This is a genomic window from Pseudomonas sp. TH21 (assembly GCF_016651025.1).
GTDB classification, from domain to species: Bacteria; Pseudomonadota; Gammaproteobacteria; order Pseudomonadales; family Pseudomonadaceae; genus Aquipseudomonas; species Aquipseudomonas aylmerensis.
Genome location: NZ_JAEKEQ010000001.1, coordinates 383,816 through 402,365 on the forward strand (window position 1 = coordinate 383,816; position 18,550 = coordinate 402,365).

Sequence of the window (18,550 nt, forward strand, 5' to 3'; positions counted from 1 at the left end):
CGTTGCCGTCAATCTTGATCGGCCGCGTCAGGTTGCCTTCGGCGATTTCTTCAGCGGCGCCCAATGCCTGGGAAATCGGCAAGGTGATGCTGCGGGTCAGCAGCCAGGCGAACAGCAGGGTCAGCGCTGTGGCGATCACCAGCAGGCCCACCACCAGATCAAAGGCCAGGTCATACTGGTCTTCGGCTTGCTGGTTGGTGGCCAGGGCCATCTTGTTATTTATGTCCAGCAGGCGCGTGAGCACCGCGTTGACCTGCTCGGAGTTGCTCAGCAGTTCGGTGTTGAGCAGGCTGCGCAACTCGTCCACCTGGTTGGCGCGCGACAGGCTTTTCATGCGCTCTTCGATCTGATGGTACTGGCCGAGCAGGCGCACGTATTCGTCGTAGGTCGAACGCTCCTCGCTGCTCTCGATCAGCTTCTCGTAGACCGCCTGGGCCGTGCGGATCTGCTGGTTGCGCAGCTCGAAAGCCTCGAGGGTTTTTTGCTGCACCTCCGGCTCGCGGTTGGTCAGCAAGCGATAGGACAGGACCCGCAGGCGCAAAGTGAGTTGGGTGAACTCATCCAGGGCGCGAATGCTCGGCACGCTGGACAGCGTGATGTCTTCGGTTGCGCCACGGATTTTGCTCATCTGGTTCAGGGCGAACACACCGAGAAACAACATCAGGGCACCAATCAGCGCGAAGCCGAGGAAGGCCCTCGGAGCAATATTCATATTACGAAGCGACATGCGGAAATCCTGGGGAGAAGCGCGATCCGTGCGGTCATGAGACGGGGTGTCCCTCTCTATCGGACGTACGACTAAAGTCTAAAGGGCGCTGTGCGTTTTTGTCGCACCTGACGAGGGGTTGCGCTGATTCAGGAACCAGATGGGGGAAATGCAGTCACTAAGGCTCGAAAGCGTGGCCCGGCCCTTAAAAAACGGGCTGCGCGCCGGGGATAACCCTGGCATCCGAGGTGAATTTTCTTTATCGTCACCGCCCTTTGAAAAAGCCCGAGAAATCAAAATGTTAGAAGCATCCCTCAGCCAACTGGAACAACTGGTCAGCGACCTGGTACAGCAGAATCAGGATCTACTGGGCAGCAACGAATCCCTCAAGGCCGAACTGGCTCGCGCCAAGGATGAGAACGACAGCCTGCAATTGAACCTGATGGAACAGGAAGAAAAGCATGGCGCCACCGCCGCGCGTATCCAGGCGTTGGTTGAGCGCGTGAGCGCAGGGCCTGTCAGCGCATGAATGAAGGGATAAAGGTCGTTTCGATTCTCGGAGAGGATTACTCGATCAAGGCACCGGCAGGGGAGGACAAAACCCTGATGCACGCCGTGACCATGCTCAAGGCATCCCTGGCCACCACCAAGAAAAAGTACCCGACCCTGATCGGTGACAAGCTACTGGTGCTGGCGGCGCTTAACCTGTGCGCCGAGCAGATCGAAATGCAGCAGGCTCACCAGCAGGAACTCGACCGTTACCAAGAGCAAGTCAGCGCCACGGTCGATGTGATTTCCAAGGTGATCGGACAACCTTAGGGGTCAGAACCACTCATCCTGCATGCCGAGGCACGTGTCATCACGTGCTTCGAGAATCGCCAGTTCATGATGGCAGCTTGGTACTTCCCAGGTCAGGAAGTACCGAGCGGCCTGGAGCTTGCCTTTATAGAAGGCCACATCCGCCGCCATGCCCTTGGCCAAGCCTTCCTCGGCGCGAATCGCCTGTTCCAGCCAGCGCCAGCCAATCACCGTATGCCCGAATACCTTCAGGTACAGCGCCGAATTCGCCAGGCTGCTGTTGACCTTGCCGTGGGCGAGATCCGTCAGCAGGCCGATGGTCACGCTTTGCAGGCGGCTCACCAAGTGCTCCAGCGGTTCCCTGAGTGGGGTGAGGCTTGGGTATTGCTGAGCACGCGCACCGGTTTCGGCGATCAGTCTGATGAGTTGCTTCAAGCCCGCCCCGCCGTTCTGTGCGAGCTTGCGCCCGAGCAAATCCAGGGATTGGATGCCATGGGTGCCTTCATGGATGGGGTTCAGGCGGTTATCGCGGTAGTACTGTTCTACCGGGTATTCACGGGTGTAGCCGTGGCCGCCGAGAATCTGGATCGCCAGTTCGTTGGCCTTGAGGCAGAACTCCGAGGGCCAGGATTTGACGATCGGGGTCAGCAAGTCCAGCAGTTCGTGGGCGTGCTTGCGCTCGGCTTCGGTTTCCAGGGTGGTGGTGTCGTCGAACAGCCGCGCGGCGTAGAGGCCCAGATCGAAGGCGCCTTCAACGTAGGATTTCTGGGTCAGCAGCATGCGTTTTATGTCCGCGTGCTGAATGATCGAGACCGGTGCGGTGGTCGGATCCTTGCTGTCCGGCAGGCGTCCCTGCGGACGCTCGCGGGCGTACTCCAAGGAATAGAGGTAGCCGGCATAACCGAGCATGACCGCGCCCATGCCCACGCCGATGCGCGCCTCGTTCATCATCTGGAACATGCAGCTCAGGCCCTGATGCGGCTTGCCCACCAGATAGCCGACACAGTGGCCGTTATCGCCGAAATTCAGCGCCGTGGACGTGGTGCCGCGCCAGCCCATCTTGTGGAACAGCCCCGCCAGCAACACGTCGTTGCGTTCCCCCAGGCTGCCGTCGTCGTTGACCAGGAATTTGGGCACGATAAACAGCGAAATGCCCTTCACCCCAGGCGGCGCGTCCGGCAGCTTGGCCAGCACCATATGCACGATGTTTTCCGACAGCGGATGATCGCCGCCGGAGATGAAGATCTTATTGCCTTTGAGTCGATAGCTACCGTCAGCCGCTGGCTCTGCGCGTGTACGAATATCCGACAGGGATGAACCGGCATGTGGCTCGGTAAGGGCCATGGTGCCGAAGAAGCGGCCCTCAATCATCGGCTGCAGGAAGCGTTGTTTCTGCTCCTCGGTGCCGAAGCTTTCAATCAGGTTGGCGGCACCCATGGTCAGGAACGGATACGACGTGGACGCGGCGTTGGCCGACTGGAAATGCGCGAAACAGGCCTGCGACAGCAGGGTGGGCAGTTGCATGCCGCCCGCTTCGAAACTGCGCGCCGCGTTGAGGAAGCCGGCTTCGAGGAAGGCATCCACCGCTGGTTTCACTTCCGGAATCAGGATGGCCTTGCCGTCTTCGTAGCGTGGTTCGTTTTCGTCGTTCTTGCGGTTGTGCGGTGCGAAGTACTTCTCGGCAATGCTGCGCGCCGTGCTGATGGCTGCATCGAAGGTTTCGCGATTGTGCTCGGCAAACCGCTCGCGCTGCGTCAGGCCCTCGGCATCGAGGACTTCATACAGCTCGAAAGCCAGATTGCGGGAACTGAGCAGCGTCTCGGACATGGCGGCTTACCTTTGAAAAGTATGCCGCAGTCTAGAAGCGCTGAAAAAAAGGGGGAAGGAACATAGATGGGGGTGATGGGAGGACACAAGCTTCAGCTACAAGTCGCAAGCTTCAAGCCGCAAGCTACAAGCCTCAAGCTGCTTGTAGCTTGTAGCTTGTAGCTTGCAGCTTAGAAGGTTTAGCCGATGGTCATCAGGCTGGCGTTACCGCCTGCTGCAGCGGTGTTAACGCTCAACGCCCGCTCAATCACCAGGCGTTCCAGTGCAATCGCGGTCTCGCCTTGCGACAGACCATGCACCCCGACAATCGCCCCGCCACGCTGGGCCACTTGCTGGCACACCGCACGCAGTTGATCGGAATCTCCGTGGTGCAGGACGGCGTCGAACACCACGTCATCCTTGGTCCAGTCGGCCACGCGCTTGATCTTCGCCTGAATCTCCTTCGGCAGGCGTGGGAACAAGGCCTTGGTCAGGTCGGTTTCCGGCCATACCGCAGATCCGCCAACAGCCAGCACCGCCGCCAGTTGAGTCAGCAGGTCGCCTTCTACGTCCGCCAGGCACAGCACGTGCTCGCGGGGCAGGATGGCGTAGCTGTTGCGCTCGCCAGTCGGGCCAGCCAGTTGACGGGTGATACCGCTTTGCGATTGCGCGGCGAACTGGCTGCACAGGGCGCTCAGGTCGCTGAACTGATTGCTGTCCGCCCAGGTTTTCAGGGCGGTCAGCGGTTGGCTCATGGCGTCGCGCAAACGGACATCCGGTGCAGCCAGTGCGTCGCCACGCACGAAGGATTGTTCGATGGCATCGGTAGGACGGGTCGACAGCAGGCGGTACAGGTACAGCGGACCACCGGCTTTCGGGCCGGTGCCCGACAGGCCTTCGCCGCCGAACGGCTGCACGCCAACCACGGCACCAACAATGTTGCGGTTGACGTAGACGTTACCGGCATTGACGTTGTCGATCACCTTGGCGATGGTCTCGTCGATACGGGTGTGCACGCCCAGGGTCAGGCCATAGCCGGACGCATTGATCTGCGCGATGAGCTGGTCGATCTCTTTGCGCTTGTAGCGCACCACGTGCAGCACCGGGCCGAAGATCTCGCGTTGCAGTTCGTCGAAGCTTTCCAGCTCGATCAGGGTCGGCATCACGAAGGTGCCACGCTTGATCTCTTCGCCGTCGGCAATGGCCACCTGGTACACGTTGCGGCCTTTGTCGCGCATGGCCTGGATGTGTTTCTCGATGCCGGCCTTGGCTTCGGCGTCGATCACCGGGCCGATGTCCACGGACAGGCGCTCCGGGTTGCCCAGGCGGCATTCAGCCATGGCGCCCTTGAGCATTTCGATCACGCGGTCTGCCGAATCTTCCTGCAGGCACAGGACACGCAGGGCCGAGCAACGCTGGCCGGCACTGTCGAAGGCCGAGGACACTACGTCGATGACCACTTGCTCGGTCAGCGCCGAAGAATCGACGATCATCGCGTTCTGGCCGCCGGTTTCGGCGATCAGCGGGATCGGACGGCCCTGGGCATCCAGGCGGCCGGCGACATTGCGTTGCAGCAGGCGCGCGACCTCGGTGGAACCAGTGAACATCACACCTTTGACGCGTTCATCGCCGACCAGGCGCGCACCGACGCTTTCGCCCTGGCCCGGCAGCAGTTGCAGCACGCCTTCCGGAATACCGGCTTCAAGCAGGATGCGCACGGCTTGGGCCGCCACCAGCGGCGTTTGCTCGGCAGGCTTGGCCAGTACCGGGTTGCCGGCAGCCAGTGCGGCAGCGACCTGGCCACTGAAGATTGCCAGCGGGAAGTTCCACGGGCTGATGCAGACCACCGGACCCAGTGGGCGGTGGGCGTCGTTGGTGAAATCGTTGCGTGCCTGTACCGCGTAGTAGCGCAGGAAGTCCACGGCTTCGCGCACTTCGGCGATGGCGTTGGCGAAGGTCTTGCCGGCTTCGCGAGCCAGCAGGCCCATCAGTGGCTGGATCTCGCCTTCCATCAGGTCGGCGGCACGTTCCAGGATCGCGGCGCGTTCGGCGGGCGGGGTGGCCTGCCAGATCGGGCCGGCATTGATGGCGCACTGGATGGCGTTGTCGACGTCTTCGACGGTGGCTTCCTGGACGTGACCGACCACATCACGCAGGTCGGACGGGTTCAGCACCGGTGCAGCAGGCTGGTCGCTGGAGGCGCAACCGAGCATCGGCGCGGCTTTCCAGTGGTTGTGCGCGGTGGCAAGCAACGCGCAGGACAGCGACGCCAGACGGTGTTCGTTGGCCAGATCGATGCCGGCCGAGTTGGCGCGGTCGCTGCCATACAGGTCGCGGGGCAGCGGGATACGCGGGTGCGGCAGGCCGAAGCCGCCTTCCAGCGTCGCCATCTGCTCGATGCTGGCCACTGGATCGGCCACCAGCTCCTGGATCGAGATGGACTGGTCGGCAATCCGGTTGACGAACGAGGTGTTGGCGCCGTTTTCCAGCAGGCGACGCACCAGGTACGCCAGCAGCGTTTCGTGGGTGCCGACCGGTGCGTACACGCGGCACGGACGATTCAGTTTGCCGTCGGAGACCTTGCCTACAACTTGCTCGTACAGTGGCTCTCCCATGCCGTGCAGGCATTGGAACTCGTACTGGCCGGGGTAATAGTTCTGACCAGCGATATGGTAGATGGCCGACAAGGTATGGGCGTTATGCGTGGCGAACTGCGGGTAGATGACTTCCGGCACCGACAGCAGTTTGCGTGCACAGGCGATGTAGGAAACGTCGGTGTACACCTTGCGGGTGTAGACCGGATAGCCTTCCAGGCCTTCAACCTGGGCGCGCTTGATTTCGCTGTCCCAGTACGCGCCTTTCACCAGGCGGATCATCAGGCGATGGCGGCTGCGGCGGGCCAGGTCGATAACGTAGTCGATCACATACGGGCAACGTTTCTGGTAGGCCTGGATCACAAAGCCGATGCCGTTCCAGCCGGTCAGCTGTGGTTCGAAGCACAGGCGTTCGAGCAGATCCAGCGACAGCTCCAGGCGGTCGGCTTCCTCGGCGTCGATGTTCAGGCCGATGTCGTATTGCTTGGCCAGCAGGGTCAGGGACAGCAGGCGCGGGTACAGCTCGTCCATCACGCGCTCGTATTGCGCACGGCTGTAACGCGGGTGCAAGGCCGACAGCTTGATGGAGATGCCTGGGCCTTCATAAATCCCACGACCGTGAGAGGCTTTGCCGATCGAGTGGATGGCTTGTTCGTACGAGGCCAGGTATTTCTGGGCATCGTGTTCGGTCAGGGCGGCTTCCCCGAGCATGTCGTAGGAATAGCGGAAGCCCTTGGCTTCGAACTTGCTCGCGTTGGCCAGGGCTTCGGCGATGGTTTCGCCGGTGACGAACTGCTCGCCCATCAGGCGCATGGCCATGTCGACGCCCTTGCGGATCATCGGTTCGCCGCTCTTGCCGATGATGCGGCTCAGGGACGAGGTCAAGCCTGCTTCGTTATGCGTGGCGACCAGTTTGCCGGTCAGCAACAGGCCCCAGGTGGCAGCGTTGACGAACAGCGACGGGCTGTTGCCCAGGTGCGGCTGCCAGTTGCCGGTGCTGATCTTGTCGCGGATCAGCGCGTCGCGGGTGCCCTTGTCCGGGATGCGCAGCAGCGCTTCGGCCAGGCACATCAGTGCGACACCTTCCTGGGACGACAGGGAAAATTCCTGCAGCAGGCCCTGAACAATACCGGCACGGCCGCCGGCACTCTTCTGATTACGTAGTTTCTCGGCAATCGAGGCGGCCAGCTTGTTGGTGGCTTCGGCCATGGACTGCGGCAGGCGGGCCTGTTCGATCAGCATCGGCACCACTTCCGGCTCAGGGCGACGGTAAGCGGCGGTGATCGAGGCGCGCAGCACGGATTGCGGCAGGATGCTCTCGGCAAACTCCAGGAAGCACTGGTGGGCGTGGTCGGCCTGGACTTCGCCGGCGTCATCTGCGTCCTTGCTGCTCAAGCCATTCAGCTCGGTCAGGGTTGCACCACCCTCGAGTTTCTCCAGGTAATTGAAAATCGCCTGCTTGATCAGCCAGTGCGGCGTGCGATCAATCGAGGTCGCGGCGGCCTTCAGGCGTTCGCGGGTCGGGTCGTCGAGTTTGACCCCAAGGGTGGTCGTAGCCATTTTTTTATCCTCATGGGTGCCACTACCGAGTGGCATCAGCTGGCGGCAAGATTAGCTTTGCGCCTGCAGAGGTGCAACCGGGTGCAACCCATTTTCTTCATGAATTTTTCGATCGTGATCGGGAAAAAATCTGGCCCTCGACGGAATTCGCTGCGAGTTGGTGCATTTGCTTCTGAGATCGGCTGTTCTTGCTCCGAAAAGGAGCAAAAACGCGCTGATTGCTGCAATACACACCTAGGTGCAACTTATTCTCAAGAAACTGGTTGCACCTTATTTGCTTTGTTGAATAGCATTCGCGCCCAAGGTGCAACCACCTTCACGGTTCGGTTCATCGGCTGACGGCTTTCCTGGGGAAACGTCAGTCATAAATGCGCGGCACACCGGTTCGTCTTCCCAACTAGCAATGGGGTAGCCGTCCGCGAGACCGCTGCTACATAAAAACAAAGCCAGGGCGTCACTCATATGAGCGTTAGTAATCCCACCCTGATCACGTTTGTGATCTACATCGCAGCAATGGTGCTGATCGGCTTCATGGCCTATCGCTCCACCAACAACCTTTCCGACTACATCCTCGGCGGTCGCAGCCTCGGCAGCGTGGTCACTGCCCTGTCGGCCGGTGCTTCGGATATGAGCGGCTGGCTGTTGATGGGCTTGCCGGGCGCGATCTACATGTCCGGCCTGTCGGAAAGCTGGATCGCCATCGGCCTGATCGTCGGTGCCTACCTCAACTGGCTGTTCGTGGCCGGTCGCCTGCGGGTACAGACCGAGCACAACGGCGACGCCCTGACCCTGCCGGACTACTTCTCCAGCCGTTTCGAAGATAAAAGCGGCCTGCTGCGGATCATCTCTGCGGTGGTGATCCTGGTGTTCTTCACTATCTATTGCGCTTCCGGCATCGTGGCCGGCGCCCGCCTGTTCGAAAGCACCTTCGGCATGTCCTACGAGACTGCGCTGTGGGCCGGAGCGGCTGCGACGATTGCCTACACCTTTGTGGGTGGTTTCCTGGCGGTGAGCTGGACCGACACCGTACAAGCCACGCTGATGATTTTCGCGCTGATCCTCACGCCGATCATCGTGCTGCTGGCCACCGGTGGCGTCGACACCACCTTCCTGGCGATCGAAGCCAAGAACCCCGACAACTTCAACATGCTGAAGAACACCACTTTCATCGGCATTATCTCGCTGATGGGCTGGGGCTTGGGTTACTTCGGCCAGCCGCACATCCTCGCGCGTTTCATGGCAGCGGACTCGGTGAAGTCGATTGCCAATGCGCGTCGCATCTCCATGACCTGGATGATCCTGTGCCTGGGCGGCACCGTGGCGGTGGGCTTCTTCGGTATCGCCTACTTCTCGGCGCACCCGGAAGTGGCCGGCCCGGTCAACGAGAACCACGAACGTGTGTTCATTGAGCTGGCCAAGCTGCTGTTCAACCCATGGATTGCGGGCGTGTTGCTGTCGGCCATCCTGGCAGCGGTCATGAGCACCTTGAGCTGCCAGCTGCTGGTATGTTCGAGCGCGCTGACCGAAGACTTCTACAAGACCTTCCTGCGCAAAAATGCTTCCCAGGTCGAGCTGGTGTGGGTCGGTCGCGCCATGGTGCTGGTAGTGGCGCTGATCGCTATCGCCATGGCTGCCAACCCGAACAACCGTGTGCTGGGCCTGGTGAGCTATGCCTGGGCCGGCTTCGGTGCCGCATTCGGTCCTGTAGTACTGATCTCGGTGATCTGGAAAGGCATGACCCGCAACGGCGCACTGGCCGGGATCCTGGTCGGCGCGATCACCGTAATCGTGTGGAAGCACTTCGAATTGCTCGGCCTGTACGAAATTATCCCAGGCTTCATCTTCGCCAGCCTGGCGATCTACTTCGTCAGCAAGCTGGGCGCACCGACCGCCGGCATGATCGAGCGTTTTGATGCTGCGGAAAAAGACTACAACCTCAACAAGTAATTCGCCGGGCGCTGAGCGCCTGATGAGTTAAAGAAAAGGCCCGCATCCTACGGATGGCGGGCCTTTTTTTGCGTGTGATTTCAGACGAGCCAAAGAAGATTCTGACGCACCTATGTAGGGTTTTACTGATTTGCAGTGAGCATGCTCTTTAGCGTGGAGCAGTGGTGCAGAATCTGCCGCCTACCCCTCGCAGAGAAACACCGGATGTTCGCTCCTGCCAATCAAAGTGCCTTTACCCTGACCCTGGATGGGGTGCCGAGTGAGCTCAAGGTGTTCGAGTTTCACGGCACCGAAGCCATCAGCCAGCCCTATTGTTTTGACCTTGAGCTGGTCAGCGAGCAGCCTGACCTGGAGCTGGAAAGCTTGCTGCATCGCCAGGTGTACCTTGGCTTCGATGCCCAGGGACGCGGGGTGCATGGCCTGGTCTGCCGCGTGGCACAGGGCGATTCCGGGCGACGCCTCACGCGCTATCAGCTCAGCCTGGTGCCGCAGCTGGCGTACCTGCAGCACAGCAGCCACCAGCGGATCTTCCAGCAGCAGACGGTGCCGCAGATTGTGTCGCGGGTATTGGTGGGGCAGGGCATCCAGAGCGACCAATTCCAGTTCAGCCTGAGTGGTACTTACCCACCGCGCGAGTATTGCGTGCAGTTCGGCGAGACCGATCTGGCGTTCATTCAGCGGCTATGTGCGGAGGTGGGGATTCACTATCACTTCCAGCATTCGCCCGAAGCGCATTTGCTGGTCTTTGGCGATGACCAGACGGTGTTTGCCCAGGCTGAACAGTCCACGCCGTATGCGCCCGGCTCCGGAATGGTGGCTGAGGCGCCGGCAATCAAGCGGTTTGCCGTGCGCTTGGCCACGCGTACCACGTCGGTCAATCTACGCGACTATGACTTTCAAAAACCGCGCCTCACCCTGGAGAGTGCGGCCGCCGGCGAGCAGCTTCCCACGCTTGAGCAACAGGTTTTCCCCGGCCATTTCAACGACCGTGCACATGGCAAATACCTGGCGCAGCGTGGGCTGGAGCGTCATCGCAGTGATTACCAGCTGGCCCATGGCAGCGGTGATGTGCCGGCGCTGGCCAGTGGTCGGTTCCTCAGGCTGAGCGGGCACCCGCGCGAGGCTTGGAATGATGTGTGGCTGGTGCGCGAGGTCACGCATGAAGGCAAGCAACCGCAGGTGTTGGAAGAGGCTGTTACGGCGGTGTCTGGCACAGCGTTTCGCCAGGGTTATCGCAATGAGTTTGTTGCCGCGCCGTGGGAGGTGATCTTTCGCCCGCCATTGCCTGAGCAGCCGCGCCCGATTATTTCGGGTTATCAGAGTGCCGTGGTCACCGGCCCCGCCGACAGTGAGATCCATTGCGACGAATACGGGCGGGTCAAGGTGCAACTGGCCTGGGATCGCGGCGGTGAACATGACGAGCATTCCAGTTGCTGGCTGCGGGTCGCCAGTGGCTGGGCGCATGACCGCTATGGCTCGGTGTTGATCCCCAGGGTCGGCATGGAGGTGCTGGTGGGTTTCGTCAATGGCGACTTGGACATGCCGCTGGTGATGGGGTGCGTGCCCAACGCGGCGACGACGTTGCCCCTCGACCTGCCCGCGGAAAAGACCCGCAGCATTTTCCGCAGCCAAAGCAGCCCCGGTGGGGGCGGCTATAACGAGTTGCGCATTGAAGATCGCAAGGGCGCCGAGGAAATCTACCTGCGTGCCCAGCGGGATTGGACCCAGCATGTGCTGCATGATCAGCAGGTGCAGGTGGATAACCGGCGGCGGGTGAGGGTGGGTGGTGAATCGCACCATGAACTGCAGGGCGAAGAACAACGCATCACCCATGGCAATCGGCTGACTGAACTCAAGCAGGACGATCACCTGGTGGTCGGCGGCTCGCAGCAGATGCGGGCCGGGCGAACCATTCAGATCGGCGCGGGGCAGAGTGTGGTTATCGATGCCGGTGCGAGTGTGACGATTCAGGCGGGCGGGCAATCGATCACGCTGTCCTCGGGCGGCATATTCAGCAGCGTGCCGATTCAACTGGGCGGTGCTCCCGCTGCGGCGGCCGCACCGTTGCTGCCGGGTGTGAAGGAGACATTGCTCGCAGTGATTGCCGCGCCATTAAGTCGTGTGCAGATAGCCAGCCTGAAACGCAGCGCACCCTTTTGCGAGGAGTGCGAGCGATGCAAGAACGGCCAGTGCGACCTGGCCGGTCAATCCCCCCGGGCAAGGAGTCCAGCCTGATGCCTCCACATTTGACGCCTGGCGCCTGGTTGGCCGAATACCCTTTGCTTGCCCATGAGCGGCTTTTCGCGGTGTTGGGCAGTGCCAGCGAGGCCAAGCCGTATGCTGCCTGGCAAGCCATGGCGGCCGGGAATCTGCCGCACTCCGTGTGGGCCGGCACCGCCTACGCCGACTGGGATGAGGTCATGCCTTATGTGGGCATTGTCGAGCCGGGTAGCGCTTTCCTCGATTGGATTGCTGCCAGCGCCGCCACGGATTGGGGGTGGTTGGCGATATCGTCCAGCCCGCTGGAGACCGTGCTTGCGCACCTGCAAGGCCTGACCAAGGTGTACCTGCCCGATAATCAGGAGGTGTTTTTGCGCTTCTGGGACGGGGCTCAGTTTCACCCGATCTTGCAGGCATTGGGCGATGAGGCGGGAAAGGTGCTACCAGTGTTCCAGCGGTATCTGATCAATGGCCAGCCGCTGGCGGTAGTACCGGGGCCCGTGACCGAGGCCAACCCCTGCCCCTGGTGTCGGGTGCCTGCGCCAGTACTGGAGCATCTGGCAGCGCAACCGCCGCACATTCTGGTCGACAACCTGCTGCAATGGCTCGAAGAACAGCGCCCGGACGTGTACACGGCGTTTACGCCGGCGACCCTGCGGCACAAGGTCACCTATTGTGTGCGCCGTGCGCAGATCAGCCACGAGGCGCTGGCCGACTACCTGGTTTCAGAGTCGGGTTGAGTCGAGTGCCTGTTGCAGGTCCTCGACCAGGTCTTCGATCGCCTCGATACCGACTGACAGGCGGATCATCTCCGGCTTCACGCCGGCCTTGGCCTGCTCCTGCTCGTTCATTTGCCGATGGGTGGTGGAGGCTGGGTGGCAGGCCAGGGATTTGGCGTCGCCGATGTTCACCAGGCGCTTGAAGATCTGCAGCGCATCGTAGAAACGCACGCCGGCCTCATAACCGCCCTTCAAGCCGAAGGACAGGATCGCCGACGGTTTGCCCTGCATGTATTTCTGCGCCAGCGCATGGTGCGGGTGATCCGGCAGGCCTGCGTAGCTGACCCACTCCACGTCGGCATGGCCTTGCAGGAACTGCGCAATTTTCAGCGCGTTCTCGGTGTGGCGCTCCATGCGCAGGGCCAGGGTTTCCAGGCCTTGCAGCAGCAGGAACGCATTCATCGGCGCAAGGGCGGCGCCGGTGTTGCGCAAGGGCACGGTACGGGCGCGGGCGATAAAAGCGGCAGGGCCGAATTTCTCGGTGTAGACCACGCCGTGATAGGCCGGCTCGGGCTGGTTGAGGCCGGGAAATTTATCCGCGTATTTCGTCCACGGGAACGTCCCGCTGTCGACGATCACGCCGCCCAGGGAATTGCCGTGGCCACCCACGTATTTGGTTACCGAGTGCACCACGATGTCGGCGCCGAACTGGATCGGCTTGCACAGGATCGGCGTGGCCACGGTGTTGTCGACCATCAGCGGTACGCCACGGGCATGAGCGACGTCGGCCAGGGCTTCGATGTCGATGATATTGCCTGCCGGGTTGCCGATGCTTTCGCAGTAGACCAGCTTGGTGTTGTCGTCGATCAGTTCGGCAATGGCCTCGGCGGAGTCGTTGCGGGCGAAGCGCACGTCCACGCCGAAGCTGGGCAGCAGGTGGGCGAACAGGGTGTAGGTGCCGCCATACAGCTGCGGGGTGGTGACGATATTGTCACCGGCACGGGTCAGGGTCTGGATCGCATAGTGGATTGCAGCGCTGCCAGCCGAGACGGCGAGGGCGGCGATCCCGCCTTCGAGGGCCGCCATGCGTTGTTCCAGCACATCGTTGGTGGGGTTCATGATCCGTGTGTAGATATTGCCGGGCACATCCAGGTTGAACAGGTCGGCGCCGTGTTGGGCGTTATCGAATTCGAAGGCGACGTTCTGGTAGATCGGCACGGCGACGGCCTTGGTGGTCGGGTCCGACTTGAAACCGTGGTGCAGTGCAAGGGTGGCGTCTTTCATGATGGTTATTGACCTCCTTGGATTCCTGGATGCCCCCGTCGAGAACGCTGAGGGCTGGTTGCCTGCGATGGCATCACCGCGCACTACGGGTAATACCGCGTCACTTGCGTCGCGGGCAAGCCCGCGCCCACCGGGGGCATTAGATTGTTTTCGGGGGTATGCCTGCGTTTGCGACATAAGCACCGCCCGACACGCAGCCCTGCACCTTTGCCCGTGTAGAAGGTAAACTTCGCCCCCTGCGCAGGAGCAACCATGAATTATCGTCACGCCTTTCACGCCGGCAACCACGCCGATGTCTTCAAACACCTGACCTTGACCCGCCTCATCGCCCTGATGTCGCGCAAGGAGCAGCCGTTCGCCTACCTCGATACCCACGCCGGCATTGGTCTGTACGACCTGCAGGGCGACCAGGCCAACCGCACCGGTGAATACCTGGAAGGCATCGCCCGCCTGTGGGGCGCGAGCGACCTGCCGCCGCTGACCGCCGACTACATGCGCGTGTTGCATGAGATGAACCCGGACGGTCAGTTGCGCTACTACCCAGGCTCACCGGAGCTGGCACGACGTCTCACCCGGCCGCAGGACCGCGTGTTGCTCAACGAAAAGCACCCCGAAGATGGCGTGCTGCTCAAGGACAACATGAAGGGTGATCGCCGGGTCAAGGTGCACCTGGGCGAAGGCTGGCATGTGCCTCGCGCACTGCTGCCGGTGCCGGAAAAGCGTGCGCTGATGCTCATCGACCCGCCGTTCGAGCAACTCGATGAAATGCAACGCTGCGCCGCCTCCCTCAAGGAAGCGATAGGCCGGATGCGCCAAACCGTGGCAGCGATCTGGTACCCGGTGAAGGATCAGCGCATGTTGCGCCGTTTCTACCAGGACCTGGCCGGCACCGGTGCGCCGAAGTTGCTGCGGGTGGAATTGCTGGTGCATCCGCTGGACACGCCAAACACCCTGACCGGCTCGGGCCTGGCGATCGCCAACCCGCCGTGGGGCCTGGAAGAGGAATTGCGTGAGCTGTTGCCGTGGCTGTCCAAGAAGCTTGGCCAGACCCAGGGTGGGTGGCAGATGGATTGGCTCATAGCTGAATAGTTATAAGCTGCAAGCCGCAAGCTTCAAGCTGCAAGTGACAGCAGCGAACACCACTTTCAGCTTGTAGCTTGTAGCTTATGTCTTGCAGCTGCGACCTTCAGATCGGACAAGTCACGCCCGTGCCGCCAATCCCGCAGTAGCCCTGCGGATTCTTCGCCAGGTACTGCTGGTGGTACGCCTCGGCGAAGTACACGGTCGGTGCTTCTTCGATTTGCGTGGTGATCGCACCCAGGCCGGCCTTGCTCAGTTCTTGCTGATACGCCTGTGCGCTGGCCTGCGCCGCGGCCAATTGCTCGGGCGTGGTCGCATAGATTACCGAGCGGTACTGACTGCCGATGTCATTGCCCTGGCGCATGCCCTGGGTCGGGTTGTGCAATTCCCAGAACATCTTCAGCAGGTCTTCATACTTGACCTTGGCCTGGTCGTATACCACCAGCACTACTTCGCTGTGGCCGGTCAGGCCCGAGCAGACTTCTTCATAGGTCGGGTTCGGCGTGAAGCCGCCGGCATAGCCGACCACGGTGCTGACCACGCCATCGCGCTGCCAGAACCTGCGCTCGGCACCCCAGAAGCACCCCAGGCCGAAAATCGCGAAGCCGACATCATCCAGAAACGGGCCCAGCAGCGGGTTGCCGTTGACGAAGTGCGTCTGTGGCAGGTTCATCGGGGTTTCACGGCCAGGCAAAGCTTGTTCTTGAGTAGGCAGCACGTTTTTGTTCACCAGAATTTCCGAGCGCAAGACCATGGGCAGTCCTCTCAGTCAGATTGAGTTGGGTAAGAATTCAGACCGCCAGTGTGCCCGAGTGTTACGGCGCTGTCAGGCGATTGGCCCGCGCGGGTAGCGCTTGAGCTTCTCGAGCAGCTCTGCACCCGGGATCGGCCGGTCGAACAGGTAGCCCTGGCCCACGTCGCAACGATGCCGGCGCAGGAAGGCCAGTTGTTCGGAGGTTTCGACGCCTTCGGCCACCACCTTGAGCTTGAGGTTGTGGGCCATGGCGATCACCGCCGAGGTGATTTCCATATCGTCCTGGTTGTCCGGGATTTCGTGGATAAAGCTGCGATCGATCTTGATGATGTCGATGGGGAATTTTTTCAAGTAGCTGAGCGACGAGTAACCGGTACCGAAGTCGTCCATGGCCAGGGTCAGGCCGAAGCTTTTCAATTGGTCCAGTTGCAGGCGCGTGTCTTCCGTGGCCTCCAGCAGCAGGCCTTCGGTCAGTTCCAGCTCGAGCAGGTTGGCCGGCAGCTGTTCTTCCTTGAGGATCGTGGCGATGGACGCCACCAGGTCCGGGTCGGAGAACTGCTTGGGCGACAGGTTGATTGCCACCTGCAGGTTGCCCATGCCGGCGGCGCTCAATTGCCGGCTCATGCGGCAGGCCTGGCGGGCGATCCATTTGCCGATGGGGATGATCAGCCCGGTTTCTTCGGCCACGCTGATGAACTGGTCGGGGCGGATCATGCCTTTTTCCGGGTGGTTCCAGCGCAGCAGCGCTTCCATGCCCAGCAAACGGCCACTGCGCAGGCACAGCTTGGGCTGGTAGAACACGTCCAACTCGTTCTGGGTGAGGGCGCGGCGCAGGTTGTTTTCCACGAACAGCTTGTAGCTCGCCTCGGCGTTCAGCGCTTCGGTAAAGACTTGCACCTGGTGTTTACCGTTGGCCTTGGCCTTGTGCAGCGCGAGCCCGGCGTTGCGCATCAATGTCTGTGGATCGCGGCCGTGCAGCGGCGCGCAGGCCAGGCCCACGGAGCCGGTGACGCTGATCAACTGGTTGTCGACGAACATCGGCTTGTCGAGGGTCGCGAGCAGTTGGCTGGCGACCTGCTGGCCGCTCTCCAGGTCCGTGTCGTCGAGCAACACCGCAAACTCGTTACTGGCAAACCGCGCCAGGCTGCCGCCGGCACTCAGGCTGTTGCGCAGGCGCCGGGCCAGGCTGATCAGCAGCTTGTCGCCGGTCTGGTGGCCGAGGCTGTCGTTGATCCGCTTGAAGTTGTCGATGTCCACCAGCAACAGGCTGATCGGGCTGTCGCTGTCGCGGGCAAAGCGCTCGTCGAGGTTGCGGATGAAGGCCGGGCGGTTACCCAGGTTGGTCAGGTTGTCGGTATAGGCCAGGCGCTCGATGCGCTGCTGCGCGAGTTTGGTCTGGGTGATGTCTTCGTAGATGCCGATGTAGTGGGTCAGCTCACGATTATCGCCATACACCTTGGAAATCGACAGCTGACCCCAGTAGGGTTCGAGGTTTTTGCGCCGGCTCTTGAACTCGCCCTGCCAACTATTGCTTTTGGCCAGGCTCGAGGGCGCATCGAACAGCAGTTCGCTGAGGTTCTCCAGGGCCGGCAGTTGGGCCAGGCGGTGGCCGTGGACCTCTTCGGCGCTGTACTGGGTGATCGCCGTAAAGCTCGGGTTGACGTATTCCACCACGCCATCGCAGTTGACCAGCAGGAAGGCGTTGGCGCTTTGTTCCACGGCACGCTGGAACAGGTGCAGGGCGCTGGTGGCGGTGCGGCGGTTGTGGTTGTTGATGACTTGCGCGAACTGGTCGGCCAGTTCACCGGCGAAAGCAATTTCATCGGCCTGCCAGGCGCGCGGGCTGCCGCCCTGTTCCAGGCACAACACGCCGATCACTTGGCCATCGACGCGGATGCTCGCGTCGAGCATCGCGTAGATGTCCTTGGCCCGCAGGTTTTCGGCCATCTCCCGGGTACGCGGGTCGCGCATGGCGTTGGTGGCGTCGATGGCGCGGCTGGTGTGCAGGGCTTCGAGGTAGTCGGGAAAGCCGCTCGCGTCGATCGCCTCGGGCATATGGTGGCGTTGGTCCGCGCGGTGGTACGCCGAAATCGGCACCAGACGCTGGCCTTCGAGGTTCCAGATGCTGGCGCAGTCGATCTGGTAGATATCGCAGGCGCTGCGGGTGATCAGTTCGGCGGCTTCCTGCAGCGAATTGTTAGTGGTGTAGCGCTGGCGGGCCAGCAGCAGGATCAGCTCCTGCTGGGCGCGCACCCGTTCCAGGTGCTGCAGTTGTTCCTGCTGGGCGCGCTGGTTGAGCTCCAGGGCGATCTGCAGGCGGCTGTTCTGGCTCTCCAGCTCCGCCGTGGGGGCGGGGGAAGGCACTTCGCTGAACAGGCCGTCGACCACCATCAGGTAGCCGCGCAGCAGGTGGCGATTGTGCTGTTTGTAGGCTTCGCCCATTTCCAGCAGGCTCAGTGGGCCGTCGCTGGTGTGCAGGGTGTAGCGCACCAGGTAGTGAGGGCTCTGGGTCAGTTGCTGCTGGATGGTGTCGTGCAGTTGATAGCGCGCCTGGGGCTCCATCAGGCTGGCGTAGGGGGTGCCGATCAGGGCGCACAGCTCGACCGCCGGCAGGCCGAATTGGCGCTCGCAGTTGGGGTCGAGGTAGAGCAGGGCCCAGCTTGCCTCATTAAGCCGCTCGAAACGCAGCATACCGAGGCGCGAAGGCACCGGTAACTGCGTCACTACCTCGGCCGCCATACGGGCGACATCGGGTTGGCTTTTCATGGGGGAGACTCACTTGAAATAACGCGCACGGCGCCGGGCTCACGCCCTCTTTTCTGCTGCCTGCGGCAAGGTTGCATCATGCGGCGCGGGCTGACAAGAGAGGATGAAGGCTAAGTGCTATAAGGGGGTTATCGGCCGCGCGAGGGGTTTCTTCAATCGATGTGACGGAAGGTGTACAAACCTGTTTGGCTTGTTCAATTTTTACCCGGTACACAGGCAAAAAAAGCCCCGCCAAGTGGCGGGGTTGAGGTACGAGCGTGGCGCTCGGAAATCGGTGCGGCAAGGGCCTCCCCGCTGAAGGGGAGGCCGTTGCGGC

The 18,550-nt window shown here is 61.6% G+C and carries 11 protein-coding genes and 1 pseudogene; 6 read left to right on the forward strand and 6 right to left on the reverse strand.

The window, feature by feature from the left end; translation table 11 throughout:
* Window positions 1–4 precede the first annotated feature (4 nt).
* Window positions 5–727: pseudogene (locus JFU04_RS30510) on the reverse strand (MCP four helix bundle domain-containing protein); the annotation flags it as partial.
* 277 nt (window positions 728–1,004) lie between these two features.
* Here JFU04_RS30510 and JFU04_RS01625 point away from each other — a divergent pair.
* Window positions 1,005–1,235 carry a hypothetical protein gene (locus JFU04_RS01625; RefSeq protein WP_012721849.1) on the forward strand — a complete coding sequence of 77 codons (231 nt, stop codon included), beginning with the start codon at window positions 1,005–1,007 and terminating at the stop codon, window positions 1,233–1,235.
* Entirely contained in the window at window positions 1,232–1,525 is a 294-nt protein-coding gene (locus JFU04_RS01630) for a cell division protein ZapA (protein WP_065899998.1), read from the forward strand. Before JFU04_RS01625 ends, JFU04_RS01630 begins: the two co-directional genes overlap by 4 nt.
* A 3-nt stretch (window positions 1,526–1,528) precedes the next feature.
* On the opposite strand, the gene JFU04_RS01635 is transcribed toward JFU04_RS01630, so the two are convergent.
* Window positions 1,529–3,331 (reverse strand): acyl-CoA dehydrogenase, encoded by a 1,803-nt coding sequence (locus tag JFU04_RS01635; protein ID WP_201143400.1) that lies wholly within the window; start codon window positions 3,329–3,331, stop codon window positions 1,529–1,531.
* Between the two features lie 179 nt (window positions 3,332–3,510).
* Window positions 3,511–7,464 carry a trifunctional transcriptional regulator/proline dehydrogenase/L-glutamate gamma-semialdehyde dehydrogenase gene (gene putA / locus JFU04_RS01640; protein ID WP_201143401.1) on the reverse strand — a complete coding sequence of 1,318 codons (3,954 nt, stop codon included), beginning with the start codon at window positions 7,462–7,464 and terminating at the stop codon, window positions 3,511–3,513.
* A 462-nt stretch (window positions 7,465–7,926) separates the two neighbouring features.
* Here putA and putP point away from each other — a divergent pair, with 462 nt between their 5' ends.
* From putP to JFU04_RS01655, 3 genes are all read left to right on the forward strand, one after another.
* Window positions 7,927–9,411, forward strand: a complete 1,485-nt coding sequence (putP, locus tag JFU04_RS01645; protein ID WP_065900004.1) for a sodium/proline symporter PutP — start codon at window positions 7,927–7,929, stop codon at window positions 9,409–9,411.
* Between the two features lie 204 nt (window positions 9,412–9,615).
* Window positions 9,616–11,646: a type VI secretion system Vgr family protein gene (locus JFU04_RS01650; protein WP_201143402.1), complete on the forward strand. Its 2,031-nt coding sequence runs from the start codon at window positions 9,616–9,618 to the stop codon at window positions 11,644–11,646.
* The gene (locus JFU04_RS01655; protein ID WP_201143403.1) at window positions 11,646–12,371 is read left to right on the forward strand and encodes a DUF4123 domain-containing protein; all 726 of its coding nucleotides are present in this window, start codon (window positions 11,646–11,648) and stop codon (window positions 12,369–12,371) included. The genes JFU04_RS01650 and JFU04_RS01655 overlap by 1 nt, the downstream gene beginning before the upstream one ends.
* Here the strand turns inward: JFU04_RS01655 and JFU04_RS01660 are convergent.
* Window positions 12,357–13,634: an O-acetylhomoserine aminocarboxypropyltransferase/cysteine synthase family protein gene (locus tag JFU04_RS01660; protein ID WP_201143404.1), complete on the reverse strand. Its 1,278-nt coding sequence runs from the start codon at window positions 13,632–13,634 to the stop codon at window positions 12,357–12,359. The two genes, JFU04_RS01655 and JFU04_RS01660, sit on opposite strands and share 15 nt — an antisense overlap.
* Window positions 13,635–13,886: 252 nt before the next feature.
* Between JFU04_RS01660 and JFU04_RS01665 the strand changes: the two genes are divergently transcribed.
* Window positions 13,887–14,723 carry a 23S rRNA (adenine(2030)-N(6))-methyltransferase RlmJ gene (locus JFU04_RS01665; RefSeq protein WP_065900013.1) on the forward strand — a complete coding sequence of 279 codons (837 nt, stop codon included), beginning with the start codon at window positions 13,887–13,889 and terminating at the stop codon, window positions 14,721–14,723.
* A gap of 97 nt (window positions 14,724–14,820) precedes the next feature.
* Here JFU04_RS01665 and msrA read toward each other — a convergent pair whose 3' ends face one another.
* Both msrA and JFU04_RS01675 read right to left on the reverse strand, forming a co-directional pair.
* Window positions 14,821–15,468 carry a peptide-methionine (S)-S-oxide reductase MsrA gene (gene msrA, locus JFU04_RS01670; RefSeq protein WP_201143405.1) on the reverse strand — a complete coding sequence of 216 codons (648 nt, stop codon included), beginning with the start codon at window positions 15,466–15,468 and terminating at the stop codon, window positions 14,821–14,823.
* Window positions 15,469–15,540: 72 nt separating this feature from the next.
* Window positions 15,541–18,234 carry a putative bifunctional diguanylate cyclase/phosphodiesterase gene (locus tag JFU04_RS01675; protein WP_065900016.1) on the reverse strand — a complete coding sequence of 898 codons (2,694 nt, stop codon included), beginning with the start codon at window positions 18,232–18,234 and terminating at the stop codon, window positions 15,541–15,543.
* Window positions 18,235–18,550 lie beyond the last annotated feature (316 nt).

What these genes read in the sequence shown, in the direction of transcription:
- msrA (WP_201143405.1), bottom strand. Translation starts at nt 15,468, where the DNA reads ATGGTCTTGCGCTCGGAAATTCTGGTGAACAAAAACGTGCTGCCTACT.
- putA (WP_201143401.1), bottom strand. Translation starts at nt 7,464, where the DNA reads ATGGCTACGACCACCCTTGGGGTCAAACTCGACGACCCGACCCGCGAA.
- putP (WP_065900004.1), top strand. Translation starts at nt 7,927, where the DNA reads ATGAGCGTTAGTAATCCCACCCTGATCACGTTTGTGATCTACATCGCA.
- JFU04_RS01630 (WP_065899998.1), top strand. Translation starts at nt 1,232, where the DNA reads ATGAATGAAGGGATAAAGGTCGTTTCGATTCTCGGAGAGGATTACTCG.
- JFU04_RS01625 (WP_012721849.1), top strand. Translation starts at nt 1,005, where the DNA reads ATGTTAGAAGCATCCCTCAGCCAACTGGAACAACTGGTCAGCGACCTG.
- JFU04_RS01675 (WP_065900016.1), bottom strand. Translation starts at nt 18,234, where the DNA reads ATGAAAAGCCAACCCGATGTCGCCCGTATGGCGGCCGAGGTAGTGACG.
- JFU04_RS01655 (WP_201143403.1), top strand. Translation starts at nt 11,646, where the DNA reads ATGCCTCCACATTTGACGCCTGGCGCCTGGTTGGCCGAATACCCTTTG.
- JFU04_RS01650 (WP_201143402.1), top strand. Translation starts at nt 9,616, where the DNA reads ATGTTCGCTCCTGCCAATCAAAGTGCCTTTACCCTGACCCTGGATGGG.
- JFU04_RS01660 (WP_201143404.1), bottom strand. Translation starts at nt 13,634, where the DNA reads ATGAAAGACGCCACCCTTGCACTGCACCACGGTTTCAAGTCGGACCCG.
- JFU04_RS01665 (WP_065900013.1), top strand. Translation starts at nt 13,887, where the DNA reads ATGAATTATCGTCACGCCTTTCACGCCGGCAACCACGCCGATGTCTTC.
- JFU04_RS01635 (WP_201143400.1), bottom strand. Translation starts at nt 3,331, where the DNA reads ATGTCCGAGACGCTGCTCAGTTCCCGCAATCTGGCTTTCGAGCTGTAT.